The 24,148-nt window shown below is 38.2% G+C and carries 21 protein-coding genes; 16 read left to right on the top strand and 5 right to left on the bottom strand.

Annotated elements, in window-relative coordinates; translation table 11 throughout:
• The first annotated feature begins 214 nt into the window (after positions 1-214).
• Positions 215-988: an exodeoxyribonuclease III gene (xth, locus tag JET18_RS09130; protein ID WP_202090294.1), complete on the top strand. Its 774-nt coding sequence runs from the start codon at positions 215-217 to the stop codon at positions 986-988.
• Positions 989-1,176: 188 nt separating this feature from the next.
• On the opposite strand, the gene JET18_RS09125 is transcribed toward xth, so the two are convergent.
• Both JET18_RS09125 and JET18_RS09120 read right to left on the bottom strand, forming a co-directional pair.
• Positions 1,177-1,794: an alpha-ketoglutarate-dependent dioxygenase AlkB family protein gene (locus tag JET18_RS09125; protein WP_202090293.1), complete on the bottom strand. Its 618-nt coding sequence runs from the start codon at positions 1,792-1,794 to the stop codon at positions 1,177-1,179.
• A 92-nt stretch (positions 1,795-1,886) separates the two neighbouring features.
• Positions 1,887-2,675, bottom strand: a complete 789-nt coding sequence (locus JET18_RS09120; protein WP_202090292.1) for an XRE family transcriptional regulator — start codon at positions 2,673-2,675, stop codon at positions 1,887-1,889.
• A gap of 201 nt (positions 2,676-2,876) precedes the next feature.
• Here JET18_RS09120 and JET18_RS09115 point away from each other — a divergent pair, with 201 nt between their 5' ends.
• From JET18_RS09115 to JET18_RS09060, 12 genes are all read left to right on the top strand, one after another.
• Positions 2,877-4,538 (top strand): T9SS type A sorting domain-containing protein, encoded by a 1,662-nt coding sequence (locus JET18_RS09115; protein ID WP_202090291.1) that lies wholly within the window; start codon positions 2,877-2,879, stop codon positions 4,536-4,538.
• A gap of 12 nt (positions 4,539-4,550) precedes the next feature.
• The gene (locus JET18_RS09110; RefSeq protein WP_202090290.1) at positions 4,551-6,173 is read left to right on the top strand and encodes a hypothetical protein; all 1,623 of its coding nucleotides are present in this window, start codon (positions 4,551-4,553) and stop codon (positions 6,171-6,173) included.
• Positions 6,170-7,870: a hypothetical protein gene (locus tag JET18_RS09105; RefSeq protein WP_202090289.1), complete on the top strand. Its 1,701-nt coding sequence runs from the start codon at positions 6,170-6,172 to the stop codon at positions 7,868-7,870. The genes JET18_RS09110 and JET18_RS09105 overlap by 4 nt, the downstream gene beginning before the upstream one ends.
• A gap of 10 nt (positions 7,871-7,880) precedes the next feature.
• Positions 7,881-11,390 (top strand): DUF6443 domain-containing protein, encoded by a 3,510-nt coding sequence (locus JET18_RS09100; protein WP_202090288.1) that lies wholly within the window; start codon positions 7,881-7,883, stop codon positions 11,388-11,390.
• 22 nt (positions 11,391-11,412) lie between these two features.
• Positions 11,413-11,679 carry a hypothetical protein gene (locus JET18_RS09095; RefSeq protein WP_202090287.1) on the top strand — a complete coding sequence of 89 codons (267 nt, stop codon included), beginning with the start codon at positions 11,413-11,415 and terminating at the stop codon, positions 11,677-11,679.
• Between the two features lie 80 nt (positions 11,680-11,759).
• A complete protein-coding gene (locus JET18_RS09090; protein WP_202090286.1) occupies positions 11,760-12,113 on the top strand; it encodes a hypothetical protein in 354 nt (117 codons plus the stop codon).
• A 388-nt stretch (positions 12,114-12,501) separates the two neighbouring features.
• Positions 12,502-12,744, top strand: coding sequence for a hypothetical protein (locus JET18_RS09085; protein ID WP_202090285.1), 243 nt, complete (start codon positions 12,502-12,504; stop codon positions 12,742-12,744).
• Positions 12,745-12,755: 11 nt separating this feature from the next.
• Entirely contained in the window at positions 12,756-13,214 is a 459-nt protein-coding gene (locus tag JET18_RS09080; protein WP_202090284.1) for a hypothetical protein, read from the top strand.
• A gap of 178 nt (positions 13,215-13,392) precedes the next feature.
• Positions 13,393-13,833 (top strand): hypothetical protein, encoded by a 441-nt coding sequence (locus JET18_RS09075; protein WP_202090283.1) that lies wholly within the window; start codon positions 13,393-13,395, stop codon positions 13,831-13,833.
• A 342-nt stretch (positions 13,834-14,175) separates the two neighbouring features.
• Positions 14,176-14,769 carry a hypothetical protein gene (locus JET18_RS09070; protein WP_202090282.1) on the top strand — a complete coding sequence of 198 codons (594 nt, stop codon included), beginning with the start codon at positions 14,176-14,178 and terminating at the stop codon, positions 14,767-14,769.
• Positions 14,770-15,076: 307 nt separating this feature from the next.
• The gene (locus JET18_RS09065; protein WP_202090281.1) at positions 15,077-15,484 is read left to right on the top strand and encodes a hypothetical protein; all 408 of its coding nucleotides are present in this window, start codon (positions 15,077-15,079) and stop codon (positions 15,482-15,484) included.
• A gap of 73 nt (positions 15,485-15,557) precedes the next feature.
• Positions 15,558-15,854, top strand: coding sequence for an NTF2 fold immunity protein (locus JET18_RS09060; RefSeq protein WP_202090280.1), 297 nt, complete (start codon positions 15,558-15,560; stop codon positions 15,852-15,854).
• A gap of 68 nt (positions 15,855-15,922) precedes the next feature.
• Here the strand turns inward: JET18_RS09060 and JET18_RS09055 are convergent, their stop codons facing one another.
• Complete coding sequence (locus JET18_RS09055; protein ID WP_202090279.1) at positions 15,923-18,814, bottom strand: AsmA-like C-terminal region-containing protein; 2,892 nt, start codon at positions 18,812-18,814, stop codon at positions 15,923-15,925.
• 335 nt (positions 18,815-19,149) lie between these two features.
• Positions 19,150-19,911 (bottom strand): type I methionyl aminopeptidase, encoded by a 762-nt coding sequence (gene map, locus JET18_RS09050; protein ID WP_202090278.1) that lies wholly within the window; start codon positions 19,909-19,911, stop codon positions 19,150-19,152.
• A gap of 324 nt (positions 19,912-20,235) precedes the next feature.
• Between map and JET18_RS09045 the strand changes: the two genes are divergently transcribed.
• Together JET18_RS09045 and JET18_RS09040 are read left to right on the top strand one after the other, a co-directional pair.
• Positions 20,236-22,164 (top strand): acyl-CoA synthetase, encoded by a 1,929-nt coding sequence (locus tag JET18_RS09045; protein ID WP_202090277.1) that lies wholly within the window; start codon positions 20,236-20,238, stop codon positions 22,162-22,164.
• Positions 22,165-22,772: 608 nt separating this feature from the next.
• Entirely contained in the window at positions 22,773-23,057 is a 285-nt protein-coding gene (locus JET18_RS09040; RefSeq protein ID WP_202090276.1) for a bacteriocin-like protein, read from the top strand.
• Between the two features lie 83 nt (positions 23,058-23,140).
• Here the strand turns inward: JET18_RS09040 and JET18_RS09035 are convergent, their stop codons facing one another.
• A complete protein-coding gene (locus JET18_RS09035) occupies positions 23,141-23,509 on the bottom strand; it encodes a winged helix-turn-helix transcriptional regulator (protein WP_202090275.1) in 369 nt (122 codons plus the stop codon).
• Between the two features lie 149 nt (positions 23,510-23,658).
• Here JET18_RS09035 and JET18_RS09030 point away from each other — a divergent pair, with 149 nt between their 5' ends.
• Entirely contained in the window at positions 23,659-24,102 is a 444-nt protein-coding gene (locus tag JET18_RS09030) for a nuclear transport factor 2 family protein (protein WP_202090274.1), read from the top strand.
• Positions 24,103-24,148 lie beyond the last annotated feature (46 nt).

The raw sequence follows: 24,148 nt of genomic DNA, 5'->3' as shown, positions 1-24,148 counted from the left end.
GGAAGAGGGAAGTTATTGAAGTCCAAATAGAAATATAGGATGGTTTTATTCTTATTTTTAATCCTGCTTCAACCACTTAAAGGCAGCTGTTTAATATTATTGACTCATAGTAACTTCCAGCCTCCTTCTTCCATCTTCCCGCCTTTTACTCAATAGTGTGGAATAATTATTGCCAGTTAAAAATACACCCAATCTCCTTAAATCACCCGGAAATATGAAAATAGCAACCTATAATGTAAACGGGATCAATGGCCGTCTTCCGGTCTTGCTTCAATGGCTGAAAGAGGCCCAACCCGATATTGTCTGCCTTCAGGAACTGAAAGCTCCGCAGGAACGTTTTCCGATAAAAGAAATCAACGCAGCCGGCTATGAAGCCCTATGGAAAGGGCAGAAAAGCTGGAATGGAGTAGCAATACTCGCCAAAGATCTGGAAATCACAGAAGTTCAAAACGATTTACCCGGAGATTCCGAAGATATGCAGAGCCGTTATATTGAAGCTATTATTGATCAGATGGTGATTAGCTGCCTGTATCTTCCGAACGGGAATCCTTACCCGGGACCAAAATTTGATTATAAACTGGAATGGATCAAGCGTTTGAAAAGACGAACCAGCCAGCTTATAAAAATGGAGCTTCCCGCCATACTTATCGGTGATTTCAATATTATTCCGGAACCCATAGATGTATACAAAACCGAACGCTGGGAAAATGATGCTTTATACAGAACGGAAGTGAGAAAAGCTTACAGAGATCTCCTGAAGAAAGGCTGGCTGGACACGATCCGTACGCTGTATCCGGAAGAAAAAATTTATACTTTCTGGGACTATCTGTACAAAGCTTATGACCGCAATGCAGGCATCAGGCTGGATCATATTCTTCTGAGTCCTTATCTTCATTCAAGCCTGAAATCCGGTGGAGTAGACCGTCACGTGCGTGGCTGGGTGAAAAGCAGTGATCATGCTCCCGTATGGATTGAACTGGAAAAATAATGTATGGGGTCAGGAAGTTTGAGGATGGATGAGGGAAGTTATTGAAGTCCAAAGGCAGAAATACACTGTGATTGTTATTAATTTTTTTAATCCTGCTTCAACCACTTAAAGGCAGCTGTTTAATATTATTGTCTAAAAGTAACTTCCATCCTCCCTCTTCCATCTTCCAGTCCTTTACTCTTAACTTTTCATCCCTTTTCTTCATGAACCAGCCGGAACGTAAGATTAATCCTCGGTTTCATAGGTTTCACAGATTTTGCAATCCGGTGTTCCCAATTCAGCTGGAGATCTCCTTTCATAATTAACAATGAACCATGCTGAAGCGGCAAGCTGTATTTATTCCGGTGATCATCCGCTTTCCGGAAATCAAAATTCCTTACCTGTCCGAGACTCACAGAAGCAATCACAGGACGGTTTCCCAGTTCACTTTCTTTGTCCCGGTGCCAGGCAACAGAGTCATTGCCGTCGCGGTATAAATTCAGTAATACAGAATTAAAGCGGTATCCGGATGATTTTTCAATCTGCTGTTTTAATGCTGATAACTCCGGCAGCCAGGGATTGACTTTGAAATCATTACCGCCCAGCCTGTAGTTCTTGCTTCCGTCACCATACCAGGCCGTGAGCCGGGGTGTAAGAACCGTTTTATCGTACATTTTCTGGGTTCTCTGTTTCCAGGGGACAGTCCGGATCAGGAGCTCCTCAAGTTGGGAAGCTTCATCATCCGGCATGAAGTGTTCTGTATATTCCAGCAGTTCTGTTGGAAACCGGAAGTAGTCCTCTGAATTGAATAAACTTAGCTGATCCATGTTTAATAAGTAAGGATGCCGGGGGCTGGAAGAGGGAAGTTATGAATGTTAAAGACACAGATTTAGGTCTGTTTATTATAATTCCCCGTCTTTTAAGCTTGTGGTTTCCGGCGTTTTGAAACTTTACGGTCCAGGTCTTTGATATCCTGTTTCAGCTCCCTGAACATTTCCTTGAAATTATAGCTTTCATAATCACCGGGCTCAAAATCTTCCGGGAAAATTCCTGATGCATACTGCCAGATCTCTACAATTTCATTGAACGGGATATCATAAGGTTCATAAAAAGAATTATCCGCACTTACACAAACGGCATTTCCTTTTATTTCTTTAAAACGTTTGTAGGTAATTCCATCATTTAACGTGATAAAAACATACGTTTTCCCCGGTTTCAGCTCACTGATTCCTTCTACATATTTTCCTACAATAAATGAACCGTTTCTGAACGGCGGCATGGAATCTCCATCAGCCGGGAAAGCCCTGTATTTGCCATTGGTAAGGAAAGGAAGCGCAATTCTCTGCAGGCTTTCGATATAACCAACATCGCTGTATCCTTCCAGATATCCCATGGAAGCTTTCTGCGGAATAATCTCAATAGTATCATTTCCAAGGCTGTCCACCGCTACGGGAAGAACAATCCTGTTGTCCGGAAGCTTCAGCATTTCATCCATCGGATATTTGTGAATATCTACGGACACCAACAGATCGATGCTGACGTGGAAATATTTGGACATCTTTACCAGCAGTTCAATAGGCGGCTCAGAAATTCCGTTTTCATATTTGGAATATCGAACCCGGGAAATGGCCAGTTCAGTTGCTACAGATTGTTGGGAAAGTTCTCTTTTTGCTCTTAAAAAGCGTATGTTATTTGAAAAAATTGACATTGATACGAAATATATCATCAAAAGTACGAATTACGATTTAAAAAACATAATTGCTTTATTTAAAAAAGGTGAATTGATCGGGGATCGGGGCTTAAAACGAGTTCATAATTTCAGCAAAAAAATATTGCCGGAAAAAGAAAAAATAATTCAAGAGGTATTGAAATTTATATTAAATTCGGACAAAAATTAAAACACAAACAGATGAAGAAATTCTATTCTTGTGCATGTACTTTATGCACGCTTCTGGGCTTGTCTGCCCAGGAAGTATTGTGGCAGAAAGATATCAAATCTTCTACACAGGACTTTCTAAGCCAGATAACGACGACGATTGATCAGCAGTATTTGATAACTGGTAGCTCTATTCAGGTAGGTTCCCTTCCCTTCGACTCCGCTCAGGGTAAACTGCCTCAGGGAACAGGAAAGCAAAACAATGGCTATGACTTCCACTTAATTAAACTTAGCCAACAAGGAGAAGAGGTTTGGCAAAAATATTTCTCAGGACAAAACCATGACTATCTTTCCGCTTCTGTAGCTACTCAGGAAGGAGGATTTCTGATTGCAGGAACTTCCTATTCCGGAAAAGGTTTAGATAAAAAAGAAGATTCTAAAGGAGGATCGGATATCTGGCTGATCAGAATCAATGAATTTGGTGATGAGCTTTGGCAGAAAACGCTGGGGACTTCCTCGGATGAGGAAGCCAGATCTGTTATCCAGACTACAGATCTTGGATTTGTTGTGGCCGGAAATAAACAAAGTTCCCTTCGAGAGCCTCAGGGAACTAGTGGTTACGGTTCAAAAGATGTTTTGATCACAAAACTTGATAAGAACGGAAAAATTCTTTCTGAAACCATTCTTGGCGGAAAAGGTCTTGATGAAGTTGAAAAAATGATTCCAACGAAAGATGGAGGTGCATTGCTAGGGATATATTCAAGAAGTTCCGAGATTCATGTTTCGGGTTCTGGTGCTAAAACGGCTTGGACTACCGCGAATCCCGTATCTCGCACCCCGAAATCCACAGACAACTACGGCGAAGGTGACTACTGGATTGTAAAGCTTTCCAAAGAAGGAAAAGTAGAGTGGGAAAAGAATTTTGGAGGCAAAGGAGATGATCATATCAGAACACTTTCGCTAACATCAGCTGGATATTTAATCGGTGGAGAATCCAGATCGGAAAGATCAGGCAATAAAACGGTGGAAATAGAAGAAGGAACTGATCTGTGGTTGATTTCTTTAAACGAAAGAGGCGAAGAGATCTGGCAGAAATCTTACAATTTCGGGAATCGTGATATTTTGATGGGAGCAAGTGTGATTCAGAGCCAGGATTCAAGAGCAAAGAATCAAGACTTTACAAAAGGAATTTTATTGGGTGGATATACTCAAGCAGAAAACCGTATTGAAACTGATGACGAAACTTTCTGGATGCTGTATCTGGATCAGGATGGTAATGAACAGTGGAGGAAACATGTGAAAGGAGAATCCAAAAAAAGAGAAGAAAGACTTTCAGATATTAAGCTGAACAGAGACGGTTCTATTGTTCTTGCCGGAACCAGTGCCAAAGAATTAGGAAAAGAGAACTGGAAGATTCTAAAGTTGGGTGACAGTCAAATCAATAAGCTGATTGAAAAGCAGGATATCAAAATCTATCCAAATCCAGTTTCAGAGTATGCTTATGTAGAAATAGGCTTCGATTTCAAAGAGGCGGACATCCTGTTGTATGACATGGGCGGAAGACAACTTCAGAACCTGAAAACTAAGAATAAAGTGACGAAGATTAATACCCAGAATTTAATTCAGGGGGCTTATCTGGTGACCATAAAAACAGATACGAATAAAACGGCGAGTGCCAAGCTCATCAAAAAATAAAACAAAAACCAAATGAAAAAAATCTTAATTCCGGCTGCGCTGCTACTGGTAAGCTTTATCGGAGCACAGCAGTCTATTGCCAATGCATCACTGCCCAAAATCATTCCACCTTCCCCTACAGCGTATGTACTGGGAAATTACGGGAATGTACCGGTAGGACTTTTTACAGGCTCACCTAATATTTCGGTTCCGCTATTTACCTATCAAACCGGAAATATCAATCTTCCATTAAGCCTTTCCTACTCATCAAACGGGATCAGGGTTGATGAGCTTTCCACCAATGTTGGTTTAGGCTGGAACCTGAATTTTGGAGGGGTTGTTACCAGAATGGTGAGAGACAGGGCTGATGAATCATCCACCCATATTATTACACCGGAGATTCTAAGCGGAGCCTATACCAATCCCGTAACCAATCATTTCTTATCTGCTGTAGGAGAAGGCTCTGATGCTCTGGATACAGAAGCAGATCTGTATTCCTTTAATTTCAATGGCTATTCAGGGAAGTTTTTCTATGACCAGAATAATCAGCCTCATATTGTAGACCAGCAGGCGATAAAAATTGAAAGAACCGGAAATACCAATGGAGACGGACAGGACTTTCTGTTAACAGTGGCTAATGGAGAACAATATTACTTTACTGAAAAAGAAACTACCGTGTACCGAAGTGTGGGAAGCGGGCATTCTATACCTTCCGGAGCCGTTACGGCATGGTATCTTACTAAAATTGTACATCCCAATGGAGACGAAGTTTATTTCACTTACGAGGCCAGTACGCTTTCTGAGTACACCACCTCGCAATCACAGACTTTAAGGGTGTCTGTAGGGTATCCAGCAACGCAACCCATGTGCCAGGGCTCAGGATATTCATTGGGGCCTTCGACAGGAGCTATCGTGAGCAATACTATGCAGGTATCCGGAAAACGAATTCTTTCCATCAGCAGTAATAACGTGGCAGATGGAACCGTTACTTTTGAATATGAAGCCAATAGTACTGCTCTGGATGTTGATGGAAACACAAAAATAAAAACAATCAAGCTTTTGGGCAGAAATGGGGAAACTATCGAGAGTGCTTCCTTAGCTTATCTTAATACAACCAACAAAAGAAATTTCCTCAGCAGTATTACTTTTAAAGATCCTCAGAAGAAATACAGCTTTGAGTATGATAAACCGCAGGACTTACCCGAAAGGCTTTCAAAGGATCAGGATCACTGGGGATACTACAATGGTCTACTTTATAATAGTGTGCTGGTTCCTGCAAATATTCAGGATTATGGACTTTATAAGTATAATTATTATGGCGCTAATAAAGAGCCTAATCCTGCTTACTCAAAATTGGGAATGCTTAAAAAAATTACCTATCCTACCAAAGGCTATACCGAGTTGGAGTATGAAGGGAATACCTATTGGGGTGAAAAACCATTTATCCGCCTCTTTTTACCGAATACCTGGATGTTGATACGGATACGCAGACGGATGAAAGAACACTTGAATATACCATTGTATCGGCAGTGGATCAAACCATCAAGATTAGCGCTTCACTGCATGCGAATTCAATACCTCTATGTAGTAGCTTTGCAGGATCAGGTCATTATGCAGGATCGGTTCAGGTTAACCAGGGTCAGATTTATCAATTGACAAGAGATGGAATCACAAAACATATTTCAATCTCTGCCGTTGCCGGAGGAACGTATACCATTAAATTCAAGGCTGATTTTATGTGCAGCAGCATTAATGGACAGGTTTCCTATTATAAGACTGCCCCACAAACATTCATGGCTAATCTTGATACCGGAGGGGTGAGGGTAAAGTCAACAAAAGATGTTGATCCTGTGTCGAATATTCCAGTTTACAAAAGATACCATTACGCCCATAAAGATGATCTTTCCAAATCTTCCGGTCTGAAGGGGAATAAAACCTATTATACTGATATGGAGAAATGGGAGACTGCCTGTGGCGGAGGGCCGGGTTCAGGGACTCCTACAAGCTGTGGAGGTATCATAGAAAATACTAATATTGTTCTTTCTTCAAGCAGTCTGATGCCCCTGTATGACACCGGAACTATGAGCTGCCTTTATCCTTTTGTGACCATCAGTGAAGGAGGAGATAACTTTGAGAACGGAGGGGAAATGAAAGAATTTACCATCCGCAGAGATGATCCCGGATCCAATATATGGGGACCTAATGGAATCAGTAATAATCCATGGACTAATAAAGGCTGGGACAATGGTACAGAAATAAAATCATTTATTCTTAGAAAAAACTCCGGGTCATCAGTGCTGGATATTATTCAAACAAAAGAAAACATTTATGAGAAGAATGATTCAGCCACTTTTGAACTTAAGAATTTTAGTGGGAAGAAACTATTTGATCCGGCATGTGGAACCCTTCAGCACCCTTATAAGTGTACAGCAGCAGATATAGCCCAACCTAATAATAAATGTACTGGAAAAGCAGTAGATACACCTGTCAATCTTGAACATTTGGATAACCTTAGTATTAATGAATACAGAAGTGTTTCCTACTGGCATTATTTAAAATCCCAGAAGACCACTGATTATTTAGATGGAGTCCCTGTAAAAACCGAAACAGAATATTTTTATAATAATCCGGCACATTATCAGCTAAGCCGCCAGAAAACCACTTCTTCGGATGGCAGGATTAGTGAGACAGCATATAGCTATGCCCATGAAAAAGGAAACCAGCTGATGATTGGAAAGAATATGGTGGGAATTCCTTTGGAAACCGTGGCAAGCCAAACCATAGGAAGTGCTACAAAAACCATATCAAAAACAGAAACGGTTTATCCGGTATCGCTCCCTTCTGCCGAAACAGGAAACCTGATCCTGCCGCAGTCTGTAAAGCTTTATGACACCCCAAACAGTACGGTAAGCACTGAAATAAAATACGATAAATATGACACCAGCGGAAATATCCTTCAATACACTGAAAAAACCGGAACACCTGTAGCATTTGTTTGGGGCTATGGGGGGACGCAGCCTATTGCGCAGATAGAAGGGATATCTTATGACCAACTTTCTGGCTTAGGAATCATTTCCTCCATTGTATCTGCTTCTGATCAGGATGCCTCTAATCCTGATTCAGAACCAGCCTTGATCACTGCGCTTGATACCTTCAGGAACCATACCGCTCTGAAAGGATATAAAGTGACCACTTTTACCTATGATCTTCTGAAGGGAGTTACCAGCATCACCCCTCCATCAGGAATAAGGGAAGTTTATATCTACGATGTCTATGGAAGACTGAAAGAGGTCCGGGAAAACGATAAAAACGGAAATATCCTGAAGGAATTCGGGTACAACTTCAAACCATAAAAACACACCAATGAAAAAATACTTAATTTCAAAAATAATCCTGCTCTACAGCCTTTTTGCTGTATCAGCACTCATACACGCCCAGGTAACGGGAACTGAAAATTATGTACAGTCCATCAGCTATCTGGATTCTACAAAAGTATCCGATCCAGCCAAAAAGAGAATACAAACCGTCCAGTATTTTGATGGACTCGGAAGACCCAGACAGATCGTGAATGTTAAAGCATCGCCTCAGGGAAAAGACCTGGTGATTGCTGTTGCTTATGATAATTTTGGAAGACAGGCAAGGGAATATTTCCCGGTTCCTCAAAGCGGAACCACAGGCGGAGCCATTTATCAGCAGAATTCAGCAGCAGTTCCTTATCCGGTAGCCGATCCCGGAAATATCTATGCCGGAGAAAAGATTTACGCTGAGAAACAGTTTGAAAACTCTCCACTGAGCAGAATTAATCAAATGATCCAGCCGGGAACAGCATGGAGCACAAAACCTATTGGCTACACATATGGAGCCAACAGGCAAGAGGATCAGGTAAAGAAATATGAAACGGTTACCTCATGGGATACTGCCGGTAAAATGTATACTTCTACAGTTTCTCAGTCCTCTTTTTATGCTCAGGGACAGCTGTATAAAAATACAACGGCTGATGAAGATGGAAATAAAACCATAGAATTTAAAAATTCCCAGGGACAGGCTGTACTGGTACGAAAAGTTCTAAGCACCACAGAAAATGCCGATACCTACTACATTTATAATGAATACAATCAGCTTTCGTATGTTATCCCTCCTGCGGCAGCAATGGTGGGTATTGATGGGACAGTACTGGATAACCTCTGCTATCAGTACAGATATGACAGCAGATACCGCCTTGCAGAGAAAAAGCTCCCCGGAAAAGGATGGGAATTTATGGTGTATGACAAACAGGACAGATTGATCCTTACTCAGGATGCGGTTTTACGAACGACTACCAATAACTTCGGGGCAAAAGGCTGGCTATTCACCAAATATGACCAGTTTGACCGGATTGTTTATACCGGATTTTTTAGCAATACGGCAACAAGAATTGCCATGCAGACTGCTGTTAATAATATGGCATCCAATGCGGCGAACAATGAAACCCGCTCTGATACCACTCCTTTTATACCACAGGATCTGAATGTATATTATACGAAAAATGCTTTTCCGACAGGTAGTATGACCGTTCTTACCATCAATTATTATGACACCTATCCTCCCTCTATGGCTGCGGAAATTCCTACCTCCATCCTGGGCCAGAAAGTATTAAAGCAGCCGGGCGAAGGCACATTAAAAAATACGAACGGGCTTGCGCTTTCATCATTTATAAAAAATGTAGAAGATGTAGGATGGACAAGGAATTATAGCTGGTATGATACCAAAGGAAGGGTGATTGGAACCTATTCCATGAACTATCTGGCAGGACATACAATTACAGAAACAGAGTACGATTTTGGCGGAGCTGTAAAGCAGACCATTACGAAGCACAAAAGATCAAGAACCGATACGGAATTTCAGGTTAAGGAAAGGTTTGTATATGACGGGCAAAACAGGGTTCTGAAACATTACCACCAGGTAGGCACCTATGCCGAAGAGCTTCTGGCTGAAAATACTTATAACGAGATTGGGCAGCTTACCAATAAAAAAACCGGTAATACTTCCGGAACCCCTTTACAGTCTATAGATTACGCTTATAATATCAGAGGTTGGATTACTAAGGTTAATAATCCTGCTGATCTGGGCGAAAAGCTATTTGGATATGAGCTTAAATATGAAAACCCGGCCGATGCCGCCTCTGGCCCTGCGAAGTACAACGGCAATATTTCTGAATTCGACTGGAGAACCTCCACCGGAGACTTCCTGAGAAGGTACGCCTACACCTATGATGCGCTGAACAGGCTGAAAAGCGGTTCCTACCGTGAGCCCTTTGCCACGGCTCCTGTTACTGATGGGTACAACGAGAGGCTTACTTATGATCTTAACGGAAATATCCAGACCCTGAAAAGACTTCAGCCCTTGGCCAATACCCCTGCGTTGATAGATGACCTTAAATACGAGGTATATGAGGGCAACAGGCTGAAAAAAGTAACGGATATCAACACCAACCCATCCGGTTATCCAACGGGTGGAAACACCATTAGCTACGATGTGAACGGAAATATGACAGATCATTTGGACAAAGGAATCACTGCTATCTCGTATAATTTTTTAAATTTGCCTAAAGAGGTAAAGTTTGCCGAGGGCAATAATAACCTACAGTTTCTTTACAGGGCGGATGGAATTAAGCTAAAGAAAACATTTATATACCTGGCCACTAAAAGTGGATTAATGATGAGAAATGATACTGACTACCTTGATGGTTTTCAGTATCAAAAGGAAGGTGGAGGAGCTGTAACTCTTCAGTTTTTTCCAACGGCAGAGGGCTATTACGATTTCCAAAAGAAAAGATATGTCTACAATTATGAAGATCACTTAGGAAATATCAGGCTTGCCTATTACCAAAGTACCAGTGTAGATGCAGTTGTGGTAGATAAAGAAATTAATTACTATCCTTTTGGGATGGAGTATGAAGGTTTTCAAGGAGCAAACACAGATTTGCAAAGTTATACTTACGGGTATAACGGAAAAGAAAGGCAAAAAGAAACAGGATGGAATGATTATGGAGCAAGGATGTATATGCCTGATCTAGGAAGATGGAGTGTTATGGACGAACTTGCTGAAAAATCAAGGAGATTTTCACCATACACTTATGCTTTAGATAATCCAATCATGTTTATTGATCCAGATGGGAGAGAGGCAGAGAGATGCTGTAGTTGGAATGATGTAAAAGCTTTTGGTAGAGGAGCGTGGAATACTACAAAAGGAATGGTTAGTGGATTGGCTCAGGCCAATACAGTTTCCGTAATGGTTAATGCTAAAAAAGAATGGACAAAAGTCTATAATGCTTACGAAAAGGGTGGAGCAAAAGCTGCAGGTAACCAATATATTAATTCAGTATATGAAACAAGTGGAGCAAAAGCAATTGTTCAAACATCAAAAGGTGTCGCTAAAGGAGATGCGGAATCTATTGGTTCTGCAGTTGTTATCGCAGGAGCTTTAGTTGGAACTCATAAAATAGGAGCGAAAGTTAATAGTAAAAGTTCTATTATTGGAGACCTAACTAAAAATGAAGCCCGTCAAATACAGACCGAAGTAAACAAAGCTGGAAGGCCTTTGGAAATCGTTGGAAGCGCAGCAGAAGGAAATAGAAGAAATGTTGGTTCGAACCTCCCTATTGGTAAAGGAGCAGGTACTCGTAGTGATATTGATTATATTTCTCCACCTAGTTCAATTCAATACTTTGATCAATATAAACTGCCTTCAATAGATCCTAATACAGGAATAATACCTGGTTATGGAAATACGAATATAGGTCCTGTTGTTAGGTTTGAACCAGGGGGAACAAATAAAACTACAAACCGAGGGAGTTCTGCACCAATAGTTACTCCTTTACTGAATAATCGATAGAATATTAATTAAAATTATTAAAATGAATAAATTAATTCGTTTTTGGTTTACATTTGAAAGCTCATCAACATTACCTCCAGTAATAAAATTAGGTTGTGGTATTACAGCATATAATTTTGATGATGCCTTAGCACTTTTACGTCAAAAAATATGTTTAAATGGTGAAGAAATAATTATTAAGAACTGTATTGAAAATATAGATTTGACCACATTAGACCAGAACCATGTTTTGCCAAATATCTTACCGCCAAACTTCAGGGGTATATGGTATCCTTTAGGTTATAATTAATACATTATCCAACACTGACATGAGCGTTACTAAGGTTCCTGTTGCAACAGCAAAAGATATTAGATTAAGAAACTAAAGAAATGAAAAAAATTACATTAATTCCAATACTTATTTTAAGCTCGCTTCTTTACGCTCAACAAAAGACTGAGATTAAAATAAAGAAAATAATTGAGTTTGAAAAATCTTATGTTTTTAAATTTAAAAATTTGAAGACAAGAAAGATAGATTACTTTTTCTCCTATAAAAAGGACACCTGTGAAAATGGATTAAAAATTTATAATGGTAAAAAGTACACTCTTATAATGTCTGAATTCACTATTCCTCATCAAAATGATGGAAATACTTACATGATGGGTGTGGACGATTTTATTCTTCCTTCAGGTCACAAATTGTATTTCTCTGAATATATCAGAGGTTTGTATGTTTGTCAATAGTAAGGTATTATAGGTTTGGTAATATTCCAAAGTTACTGATAGAATAATTTCAGTTGTTAACTTATTGAAAATCAATTGTAATTAAATTTTAAAATTAAAATAGCAAGGGTAGGTTATCCTGCTCTTGCTTATTTTAGCTGTTAAAAATGATCTTAAATGATTTAAGATCATTCCTCATGTATCAAAGTTAGTGATGCGTTATTTTTAAATTGATTTTCAGAAAAGATATGTCTACAATTATAAAGACCATGTAGGAAATATCAGGCTTTCCTATTATCAGAGTACCAGCGTTGATGCAGTAGTAATTGATAAGGAAACCATTACTATCCTTTTGGGATGGAGTATGAAGGTTTTCAGGGAGCTAATACGCAGCTGGCAAGTTATAAATATGGTTTCCAGGGACAGGAAAGGCAAAGATGGTTTTACGGCTAATGGAAAAGAGATTGGTCCTCAAGTTACTAAAAATGCAAATCATAATGGAGATGTTAAGAAGGGAGAAAAAGCAAAACAAACTAGAAAATTTGGATATTGGAATAGTTTTAAAAATGGAGAAAGGGTAAATAAACAACCCGGAGACACAAAACCCCAAGGAAAAGACAATAGAAGTTTTATCGAAAAATTATTTAATTAAAAACTATATATATGAGAACAATTGTAATATTAATGGTTTTATCTATATTTTCATGTAAAGAAAAAGTAACCTCACCTTCATTAGAAACAGTTAATCAGGATGATGTAATCACAATGAGTTCTATCTCTAATTATGATAGTATCTCCAATCTAGTAAAAACAAAAGGTGATACATTGGCATATAATGAACTCTTTTACCACTTAAAAGATTCTGATAAAATCTCAAGAACAGATACACTTATGTATTTTTCAAAAATAATGGCTGAAAGATTTAATAATAAGCATGCGTATATAGATTATTTTGAAGCTCTTTGTGAAAAGTATGATATTGAAGTTGATTTCAGTAATTATTCTTCGATTAATATTTCCTCGATGGATAAATCCTCGAAACAAAAGGCTGAAAACTGGCTAAAAAAAATGCTTGAGAAAAACATTATTTCCAAAGAACAATTTGATTCAATTAAAAAATAAGAGTATGAAATTAACGTATTATTAATACGATAATTTTCTGAAAAGCAAATAGAAATAGCTTTTTTTTTTAAAAGGCGAAATTATGGGAGAGGTTTTTAATGTAGATGCGTTGAGGGAAAACTGTAAAAGCTAACTCATTTAGGCTACCTCAAATAAATAAATAAATAAATAAATAATAATGAAAATAACTTTTTTTTTAATAATGGTTTTACTTACCAATAATAATTGCTCTGCACAAAATAATATTGATTTTCATTATCAAGATAAAAGGCAAGCAACAGAAACAGATAGTGCCGGATACAAATTTTACTTAGAAAATACTTCAAAAGAATTTCTTAAAAAAGATTACGAAGTCTTATTATTTTTTAATAACGCTGCCTTTATTGACGATGTAATTACTATAAATGGCAAAACCTATAATTTTGATAACTATACCTGCGGATATAGACAAATCAGAGTTCTTAAAAGAGATCGAAAGATTAAGATAACATCCAAGAAAAAAGAAAGCATGGAGTTTGATTTAAAAAAAGGAATTGATTATATCATAATTAATGGAGAAACTGACAATAAATGGAGTATTACATTTTCAGAATATTTTCCAACAATGAGTTGTTTATAATCTTCCCATAAATTACATTGGAATTCGGAGAATTGTTTTGAAAAATAAATATATTTCAAACTATAAATAGCTATATATCAATAAAAATAAGGATATCATTAATATACTTAAGTAAATAGGATAGCTAATTTCTATTCGTTTGGGGCCGGAATTTGGAGGGGTATTTTTTTATTTATGGGCAACTCAATATCTCCCAATTGTAATTATTCCACGCAGGGACAGGAAAGGCAAAGATACAGGATGGAGCTCTTAAATGGCGAAACTATGATCCTGCAATGGGACAGTTTTTCAATTTAGATCCGTTAAGCGAGAAATATAATACTTGGTCTCCTTATAGTTTTAGTGGTAGATGCTAGAGAATTAGAGGGATTGGAACCTGTGGATTTTAGAAAAAATGATGGATACGAAAATTTAGTTGTTGTAGTACAAGGTTGGCCAGGAGGCCAGGATACATTACCCAACAAAACACAAGCTCAAAATGTAGGAGGCACTAGTAATCCTGACTTTAAAGGAAAGGGTAATGTTGATCTACCTGGAATAGGAGGACTGGTTGGTTTGGAAAACTCTAATTCACGTGTAGCAGTTTTTGACTCTTCACAAAATGAGAATACCAAAAATGATTTGAAAACAACAATTTCCAGTTTTAACAAAGTTCACCCTAATGGTATTGTCTCGGCTGTTGGACATAGCTTAGGAGGTGATAATTTGGTAGAGTCTGTAAATGAAAATAAAAATCTAAAAGTTGACCTATTAGTTACTTTAGATATATTAGACACCTACTCTGATACTAACATCCCTTCAAATGTTTCAAAAGCAGTTAATTATTATCAAAATAAAGATTTTTTTGGAGGTGAAAAAATTGAAGCAGGAAAGGATAATAAAAACATCAAAAATCATAAATCTACTTTCTCCAAATTCAACTCACCGAAGTATTGATAATGATTTGAGAGACCAAGTAAGAGAAGTTGTAAAAAGAGAATTAAAACCTTAATAATTATGAAATACCTAGTACAATCTATTTTAATATTATCTATAATTTATCTTATACTATTTTTATATTTTCAATATGATTACTTTTTTAAGTTTATTCCGATAATCTTATTTCTTCAGTTTATAAATTTTTTTTTAATGTGTAAGATGAAGAAAAAATATATGTATTATATATTAAATATTATAGTGTTTATAACATTAATGTTTTATTATTGTTTTGGCCTTTTTTTAGCACAATGAAATAAATGTATCGATGAAAAAATTAGTTTATAGTTTCTTAATAGTTGTTTTATTCTGTATTAGTTGTTCTAAGACAGAAAAACAATATAAAAATCCTGTTTTTGCAACTTTCTTCAAAAAGCTAAGTAAAGAGAATGTTGAAGAATTTTATAATTTTTACTATAAAGACAAAACAATAGAATATAAGGAAGAATACATTCAGATATTAAAAGAATTTAAGAAATACAATTGTGAATTTACTATTACAGATTATAGCTCATATAAAGGCGAAAAACCTAACTTAGATAACATGACTGAAGGTGTTTATATTTTAGAAAACAAAAATCTGAAAGACCCATTTTTTGTTAAAATTGAAAATAGTAAATTAAAGTATTTGCTTCCGATTGGTAAAGGAAAAGAAGACATTATTGGCTGGCTATAGCTCAAAATCTAAGGTAGATGGAACTTTAGAATTCCTTAAATTAAATAGATATGAACTCAAAAAACGACCGGTGATGAAAAACTATATATTATTATTTATTTTATTTTCCTGCTGTAAAAATGGATCAATCAATAAAAATGAAATTGTTGGATCTGATAAAGAGATTGCCTTGATTCTTGCAGAAAGAAAATGGAACGAAGTTTATGGTCAATCTGCAATCAGTAGACAAAAACCATTTATTGTAAAACAGAAAAATGATAGTATCTGGATTGTACGCGGAACATATCCTAAGCAGACAATAGGCGGCGTAGCTTATGCAGAAGTAAATATAAAAACCAAAGAGGTAGCCAGATATACTCATGGAGAATAGTGCAGGGGATATTCAAAATGTTGGTTCAATTGCATTGCTGTAAGCATCTGAATTCCTACTAGTACCATCTATTTCCCCTTAAGCTCCTCACCAATCCGTTTTTCCGCATCCTTAGCTTTCTGTTCCTGGGCTTCTTTTTCTTTACGCTGCTGGCGGCGGGTCTTTTTCTCGGCACGTTTTTCCTCGCGGATTACTTTATTGGACTTCTTATTATACAGTGCATCAACAATTCCCTGGCCGGTTTTGCTGAAAATTTTGATTTTCGGCTGGCTGTGGGTTCCGGTCACAACAATCGGGAAACCAATCCATCCGCCCGGAGGCAAACCAACTCTTACCCTCAGGTCCAGAAGTCCGTTGAAACTCGTCGTTCCGCTGATAGAAGGTCTAAGCACAGAAACCTTAAAGGTGAACGGATCAACATGGATCAGGTTGTTTTTGATATTCGTTTCAATCGTTACCCCTTTCATATCAGGGTTGTTAAAGGCGTTTGCACCTATATTATCGCCTACAGCGGAGAGCATTTTTAAATTTTTCACCTCTACATCCCGCAGATTAACCATTCCGCCGCCCTCCAGTGAAGGATAAATAGGGCTCATATTTTGATCAAAATCACCTTTCAGTTTATAATCCAGCGATACGATTCCTTTCACATTTTTGGCAGCAGTAACCATTTCACGCACCATATCAATCTCTTTGTAGGCACGCTGGACATCAAAATCCTGAACTTTAAGCGCTACATCATAATTGGCCGTGAGAGGAGACTCATCCTGGTAACGGGCATCAATATTCATACGGCTTCCGATAAGGTCAAACGATGTGTTTTTTAGATAAACCTGTCCCGTATTCACAGAAGCGGTGCCTTTAAGATGATTCAGGGCCAGACCCTTAAATTCAACCTTTTTAGCATTCACATCCAGGGAAACATCCAGGTTTTTCGGAATGATAACCACGCCGCTGCTTTTTGGATTCTCAACTTTTGCATATTCAACTTCAATGGATTTATCGGTATTGTCACCACTTTTAAGTGCCATAAATTCATCAATCAGAATATAACTCGAATTCATCCCGAACTTTCCATGAAGCGTTCCTTTTCTTTCAATAAAATAGTTGATCGTATTCAAAAGGTAACCGTTCAAAGCAAAATCAGACTTTCCATAAGTCGCAAAAAACTTCCTGAACCACATTTTTTCATTCTCAAATTGAAAATTACCTTCCCTTATAAAAAATGATTTCGGAAGATATTCCGTAGTGGCTTTAATATTCTTTAAAATTAATGTTCCTTTATTATCAAGTTTACTGTATTGACCTGCAGTGGCATAACTCTGTCGTCCGTTCAGCGAAAGATCTGCCATGATCAGTCCGCTGATATCAAATCCTTTTTTTGCAAAAACCTTATAAATTCTTCCAACATTCAGCACACCTTTTGCCCGTACTTTATACAGCAGATCCTCAAAATCCTGCAGATCGGCATTCACAAACACAGGGTTTCCTTCAAAATCAAAGCTGAAAGGATCCAGCTTCACCCCGAGGCTTCTGAAAGTACCGTCCGTATTGGAAATATTGGCAATCAAACTGATATTCTGAATAGGGTTGGGGTAATATTTTGTTTTGACCAGACCGTTTTTCAGATTCAGGTACCCCTTGGTTTTCGGGAATAGTTTTTTATCAAGACTAAAGATTCCATTCGCTTTGATGTTTGTGTCCATCAGACCGCGGATGTCAATATCTTTCAGTCCCAGTGCCTGATCCAGCGTCTGAAGATTTACAGCCCCTTTTATATCGGCATTCACCTGCATTTCATTCAGTCCTTTGGTTTGGACGTGAGCGCGGAAATTATTATTAGGTCCCAGATCAAAACTCAGTGTTCTTAAATTCACGGCAAGCTGATTGGTGTCTAATGACGGGAGATCCAAATTAAGATCCATATTCAGATTGTTCATCGGAACCGGAGCTTTTCCGTTGGAAACAAAGCCGTTTTTCACCAATAAACGTACTTTAACCTGTGGCTTAACGTTTTTAGGCTCGCTGAACCTTCCTTTGATGTGAAAATAAAGATCGCTCTTACCCTCTATTTTGGTGTCTTTTGCCCAATCGAGATATTGCGGTGGAAGCACCGAGATCATTTCGCGGATCGTAGTTTTTTCCGAGGCAGCTTTAATATCCATATGATATCCGTCTTTCAGAATACTTATAAAACCTATGAATTTTAAAGGCAGCTCGTTGATCCGCAATTCATTTTTTTTCAGGACAAAAGTCAAGGCATTCGTATTAATTCTCGTGATCAGGTCAGCATGCAAGGTTTTCTGTTTGGCGTAATAAATCCTGTTCAGGCTGAAATCCACCTTGTTGATGTCCAGATTGGTCTGAAGGTCGAAAATATCTTCACTCAGGCCGCCTTTTCCGGTATAGTTCAGTCCTTTGGCATCCACCAGAACCCTTGCGGAATGGTCATTGTATTTTATATTCCAGTTTTTAAATTTGATCAGATCCAGTTTTATAGATGCTCCTGTTTCTGTAGTGTCTTTCGGCTTTTTGGAAGGTTTGGAGACATAGACATTATAATTGGCTTCTCCTTTACTGTTCACGAAAACATTGGCATTGGCATCCGTCACATAAATTTCATCAATTTTCACTTCACGGTTGAAGATCAGGTTTTTAAGATTGATTCCCACGGCAACTTCCTTTGCAGTCAATAAAGTGTCATTCTGAAAAGGCTTTGAACCCTGCAAAACAAGATCATCCACAGAAACCGTAAGGGAAGGGAAGTGGCGGAAAAAAGTAAGATGCGTTTTCTTATAATCCAGTTTTCCCGCAAGATGTTTGTTCGCGAACAGTTTTACCTGTGCGGAAATGGTTCCCGGGAACAGAATGGGAATAATAAACATTAAAAACAGAATAGCTGCTATTGAAATTCCTGTCCATTTCAGAATCTTCAAAATTATTTTTTTAAACTTTTCCATAAATCCATAATTTTGATTGCACATTTGCAACGATAATGAGTTATAGCCATCTAAAATCAAGCCATTAAGGAAAGATCTTTTGAACAGGATTGTTATTCGGGGATAAAAAAAACATCTGTCGTTGAACAGATGCTTACTTTATTTCAGAGAATTTTAATAATTATGTCTTGAAGCCTGAAGCAGGAAAACTGAAGTTATAGAAGTTCAAAGATAGAAATAGAGCGGAGTTTCATTAATTTTTTAAAATGTCTTCAATCCATGTAAAGACACCTTATTAATATGAATGCCCAATAGTAACTTCCAGCCTCCTTCCTCCATCTTCCATCCTTTACCTATCAGGTTATATTATTCATTTCCGTTAAAATAATAGGTTTTCCGTCAGTCACTACAATCGTATGTTCGTGCTGCGCCATATAGCCTCCTTTGTTTCCTACCATCGTCCAGCCGTCATTCAGTTCTACGGCCAGATTGGAAGAAGTGGAAATAAAAGTTTCAATAGCCACTACAGAATTTTTCTTAAACCTCCTGGAATCATAGCGGTTTCTGTAATTCATCAGTTCATCCGGCTGCTCATGCAGGCTTTTTCCGATCCCGTGGCCGCCCAGGTTTCTGATAACTTTGAATCCTCTTTTTTTAGCCTCCGTTTCCATCAGGAATCCAATGTCTGCTATTTTTACGCCGCCTTTTATGTTGTTAATGGTTTTCTGTAAAATCTCTTTGGAAGCATCTACTAATTTCTGATGCTGATGAAGATCTTTTCCAATCACAAATGAACTTCCGTTATCCGACCAATATCCATTCAGCTCTGCCGAAACATCAATATTAATAAGATCGCCTTCTTTCAAAACCCTTTTATCCGTAGGAATTCCATGGCAAAACTCATGATCTACACTGATGCAGGTCCATCCGGGAAATCCATACGTAAGGTAGGGCGCTGATTGGGCACCAAAACCGTTAAGAATTTTTGCGCCGTATTCATCCAGGTCTTTTGTGGTCATCCCTGGCTGAGCATAGCGAATCATTTCTCTTAGAGTGTATGCAACAGCCTCGCTCGCTTTCCGCATTCCTTCCAATTCATGTTCATTGGTTATAGACATAAGTATTCTTTTGGGTTAAATAATCAGAACTGCAAAGTTAGTGAATTCAGGAAGATGAAACGACCGTTCTGTAGCACTGAAATTGGGTCAGGAAATCAGAAGTTCAAAGAGAGGAGTTATAGAAATCAAAAGCTGGAAAAACAAGTTGGTTTGGCTATTTTAAAAAATATCGGTTTAATATTTTCTGCCCGATACTACTTCCATCATCCATCTTAAAGTCTTTTAATCCTGACTTCTTCCATCTGGAATCTATTAAAATTAAAAACTGGCATAGCTATAAAATCCAGAAAAACTATTCCTTTAATTAAAAGAAGGAAAAATAGTATGAAGTTTCATAATTATGATGATATCTGCCGTTTCGAGCAGGAAACCCAGCCTGACCTGGCTGATAACACCTATGAATTAATTTTAAAAAGTGCCTCTAAAAACCCCGGGCACAAAGCGCTTACTTTTTATCTTCAGCCCAAAGATTATAAAAAAAATGCATCCTGGACCTACCGCCAGCTGATAGCTGAGATTAATGCGGCAGCCAATATGTTCAGGGATTTGGGGATCCGTGATACCGATGTAGTTTCTTACATTCTGCCCAATACCCCTGAAACCGTCTTTACTTTTTTGGGAGGAGAAGCAGCAGGGATCGTCAATCCGATTAATCCTCTGCTGGAGCCTGAACAAATGGCTGAAATTATGAACGAAGCCGGAACTAAAATTCTGGTAACACTGGCTCCTTTTCCCAAAACTGATATCTGGGAAAAAGTATCTTCCGTTTTGAATAAGGTGCATTCCCTAAAAACAGTCATTACCGTAGATTTGGGTAAATATCTCGGCTTTTTACCACGTTTAATCGTCAAAGCAGGTCAGAAAAAGATGAGAATGTCAGGTTCTGTTCCTGTTTTGGATTTTCATCAGACCTCCAGAAAATACAGCCGGGAAATGCTGTCCTTTCAACGTACGATAAGGCCGGAAGACACCGCATCCATGTTTCATACCGGAGGCACTACCGGAAAGCCTAAAATTGCGCTTCACACCCATCGGAATGAAGTAGCAAATGCCTGGGCACTCAGCCAATATATTAATTTAAAGGAATACAAAACTTTTTTCTGCGGACTGCCGTGGTTTCATGTGAATGGTGTGATGGTGACAGGTCTTGCTCCACTGTCCGGCGGCCACGGAATTCTTCTGGGTACGCCTGCCGGATATAGAGGCGAAGGAGTGATCCGGAATTTCTGGAAAACAGTGGAATATTACAAAATATCATTCTTCAGTGCTGTTCCCACCGTTCTTCAAATGCTTTTGCAGGTACCTCTGAAAGGGGAAGATATCAGCAGTCTGGATCTGGCATTATGCGGCGCTTCACCACTTTCCGTAAAACTTTTCCAGGATTTTGAAGAGGCTACCAAACTTAAGATAATAGAAGGGTATGGATTTACAGAGGGCAGTTGTGCCAATGCCGCCAATCCTCCCGACGGAGAACGGAAAATTGGTTCCATAGGGCTTGCCTTACCGTTTCACTTCATGAAGACCGTTATTCTGGACGAAAGATCAGGCGGGTATATCCGGGATGCAGAGACGGATGAAATAGGGAATATTGTCTGCAGGGGACTGAATGTATTTCCCGGTTATAAAGATGATGCACACAATAAGAATATCTGGGTGAATGACGGAGAGCACCTCTGGTACAATACGGGAGATCTCGGCCGCCGGGATGCTGATCATTTCTACTGGATCACCGGAAGAAAAAAGGAATTGATTATCCGGGGAGGACATAATATTGATCCGAATTCTATTGAACAACCCTTATCCAGACATCCTGCTGTAGCTGGTGTGGCCGCAATCGGAATGCCTGACAAAAAATCCGGGGAATTACCTGTCGCCTATGTACAGCTTAAAAAAGGTATGACCGCCACAGAAAATGAACTGATAGATTTCTCACGCCAGCATATTACCGAACAGGCCGCTGTTCCCAAGCATATTTTTATTATTGATGAACTTCCGCTCACTGCCATTGGAAAAGTTTTTAAACCTTTATTAAGTATGAAAATCATTAAAAAGGTTTATGAAGAAGAGCTGTCCGGAATTCCCGGACTTCCTGCCTGTACAATAGATGTGGAGCAGGATCCTAAACTGGGAATGAAAGTTAAGATCACAACCGGAATGCTTACCGAAGCTGTCAGAAGTAAAATTAATGATGCCGTGGGTGGGTATGCTGTAAAATATGAAATTCTTGAGCTTCAGCCAGACACACTCTTTTGACTTGTGAATACGAGATCAGCGATGAAATAAATGACTTAATATAACTGAAACTTAGGACAAAAAGTTAGATTAAAAGGCAGGAAGCCGGAAGAGGGAGGCTGGAAGTTACTATTAGACATTTTATTAATCAGCTGCCTTTAAATTTATTAAAGTCGTTTTTTTTAAAAGTAAATAAGCCACGCTATATTCCTATTTCTGGACTTCAATAACTTCCCTCTTCCAGCTTCAGGCTTCCTGACCCTATTATACAAACAAAATGTGTTGATATTTTTTAAAATTTATCATTTTCACTCAAAAGAAGAGATCAATCTGATGCCGGAAAATTAAATTTTACCGGTATTTTTTTTATACAAAATAGAAAGTATCCATAAACATTTACCAGGATTTAAAAATTCAGGAAAAAATTCAATTTAAAAGAAACACACTGTAAATTATTCATTTTCATAAAAATAAGAAGAATAAGTCAAATAACATTATATTCATTAAATATCATTTATATTAATGAAATATGAACTTATAAATAATTTTAATTATTTATTTTAAAACAATAACATTATATTATAATTATTCTTATCTTAGTGAGGTATTAACAATATAAAATTATACTCATGAAAAACTTAAAAAAATTGAACAGAAACGAATTGAAAACAATTTCAGGTGAAGGACTATTTGATAACATCGGGGGAGTTATCGGCGGTCTGGGCGGCGTAGTAGGAGGTGTAGTAGGCGGCGTAGGCACTATCGTTGGAGGTGTTGTAGGTGGTGTTGGTAATACAGTAGGAGGAGCAGTGAACGCTGCAGGTACTCTTGTTGGAAACACTTTATGCCAGGTACAATGCGTAGTGAATGGAGTAGTACACATCCAGTTGCTTTCATGTGGATCTACTTGCTAAGACAGGCAGGTAAAATAAAACATACCGCTCTGAAAAGAGCGGTTTTTTTGTGCGTTTATATTGAAAATAAGGTCTGAAAACCGTTATTTATCTTTCGAGCAGTATAAATTATTTCTGTACGAAATTCCCCAATTGGTTATTTCCTGAATGATAGGAGTAAGGGTTCTGCCATATTCTGTTATTTCATATTCTACGGTTACAGGTTTGGTGTTCAAAACCGTCCGGGAGATCAGATGGTTCATTTCCATGTCCTGCAGTTCTTTGGACAGCATTTTCGTTCCTATTCCTTCCACTTCCCGGAGCAGATCCATAAAACGAAGACTTCCTCCAAATATCAGGGTTCCGATGATATGAAACTTCCATTTCCCGGATAAAATTTCCATGGTATCTCTGATGGCCATAATGCTGGATTTACAAACTGGTGTACTGTTGATAATCGGTTCCTTTTTCATGTACTGTATCTTAATGACAAACTCTGTACAAATATAATTAATAAGCAGACAGTTTCATTAAGAACATTAGTTTCCAAAAGGAAACCGATAGCATAAAGAAACTGGGGACTTCTTACATTTGTGATATAATTGTATAAAATCTTATCACAATGGAAAATCTAAACAGCCAGACCATTTTTTCACCGGATGTTATGAACGTTAAGACACCGGAGGAAGTTGTTCAGGAAATGTATAATGCTTTTATGACAGGGGATATGGAAGCCCTGAAGAATACCTTGTCAGAAGATACGGTTTGGGTCTATGAAGGCCCGGAAGATCTTCCTTACGCAGGAATATATCAGGGAAAAGAAGGTGTCTTAAATTTCTTTGCTGCCATTGACGATGCGGTTGAAATACTGGATTTTAAGGTGAATACTATGATTTCCAATGAGCAAACTGTGGTTGTTTTAGGATCTGAAAAACAGAGAATAAAGACGAATGGCCAAATACTGGAACAGAAATGGGTACAGGTATATACGGTAGAAAATCAGCTGATCACCCGTTTGGAAGAATACGCCAATACGGCAGCCGCTGAAAAGCTATTCAAATTATAATCGTCAAGGTATTTTTAGATAAAATATCTCATCTAAGTGAAATATA

Source organism: Chryseobacterium endalhagicum, from assembly GCF_016745235.1.
Taxonomy (GTDB): domain Bacteria; phylum Bacteroidota; class Bacteroidia; order Flavobacteriales; family Weeksellaceae; genus Chryseobacterium; species Chryseobacterium endalhagicum.
The sequence above is the reverse complement of the archived record's forward strand: the minus strand, read 5'-3'. Positions and strand labels throughout refer to the sequence as shown.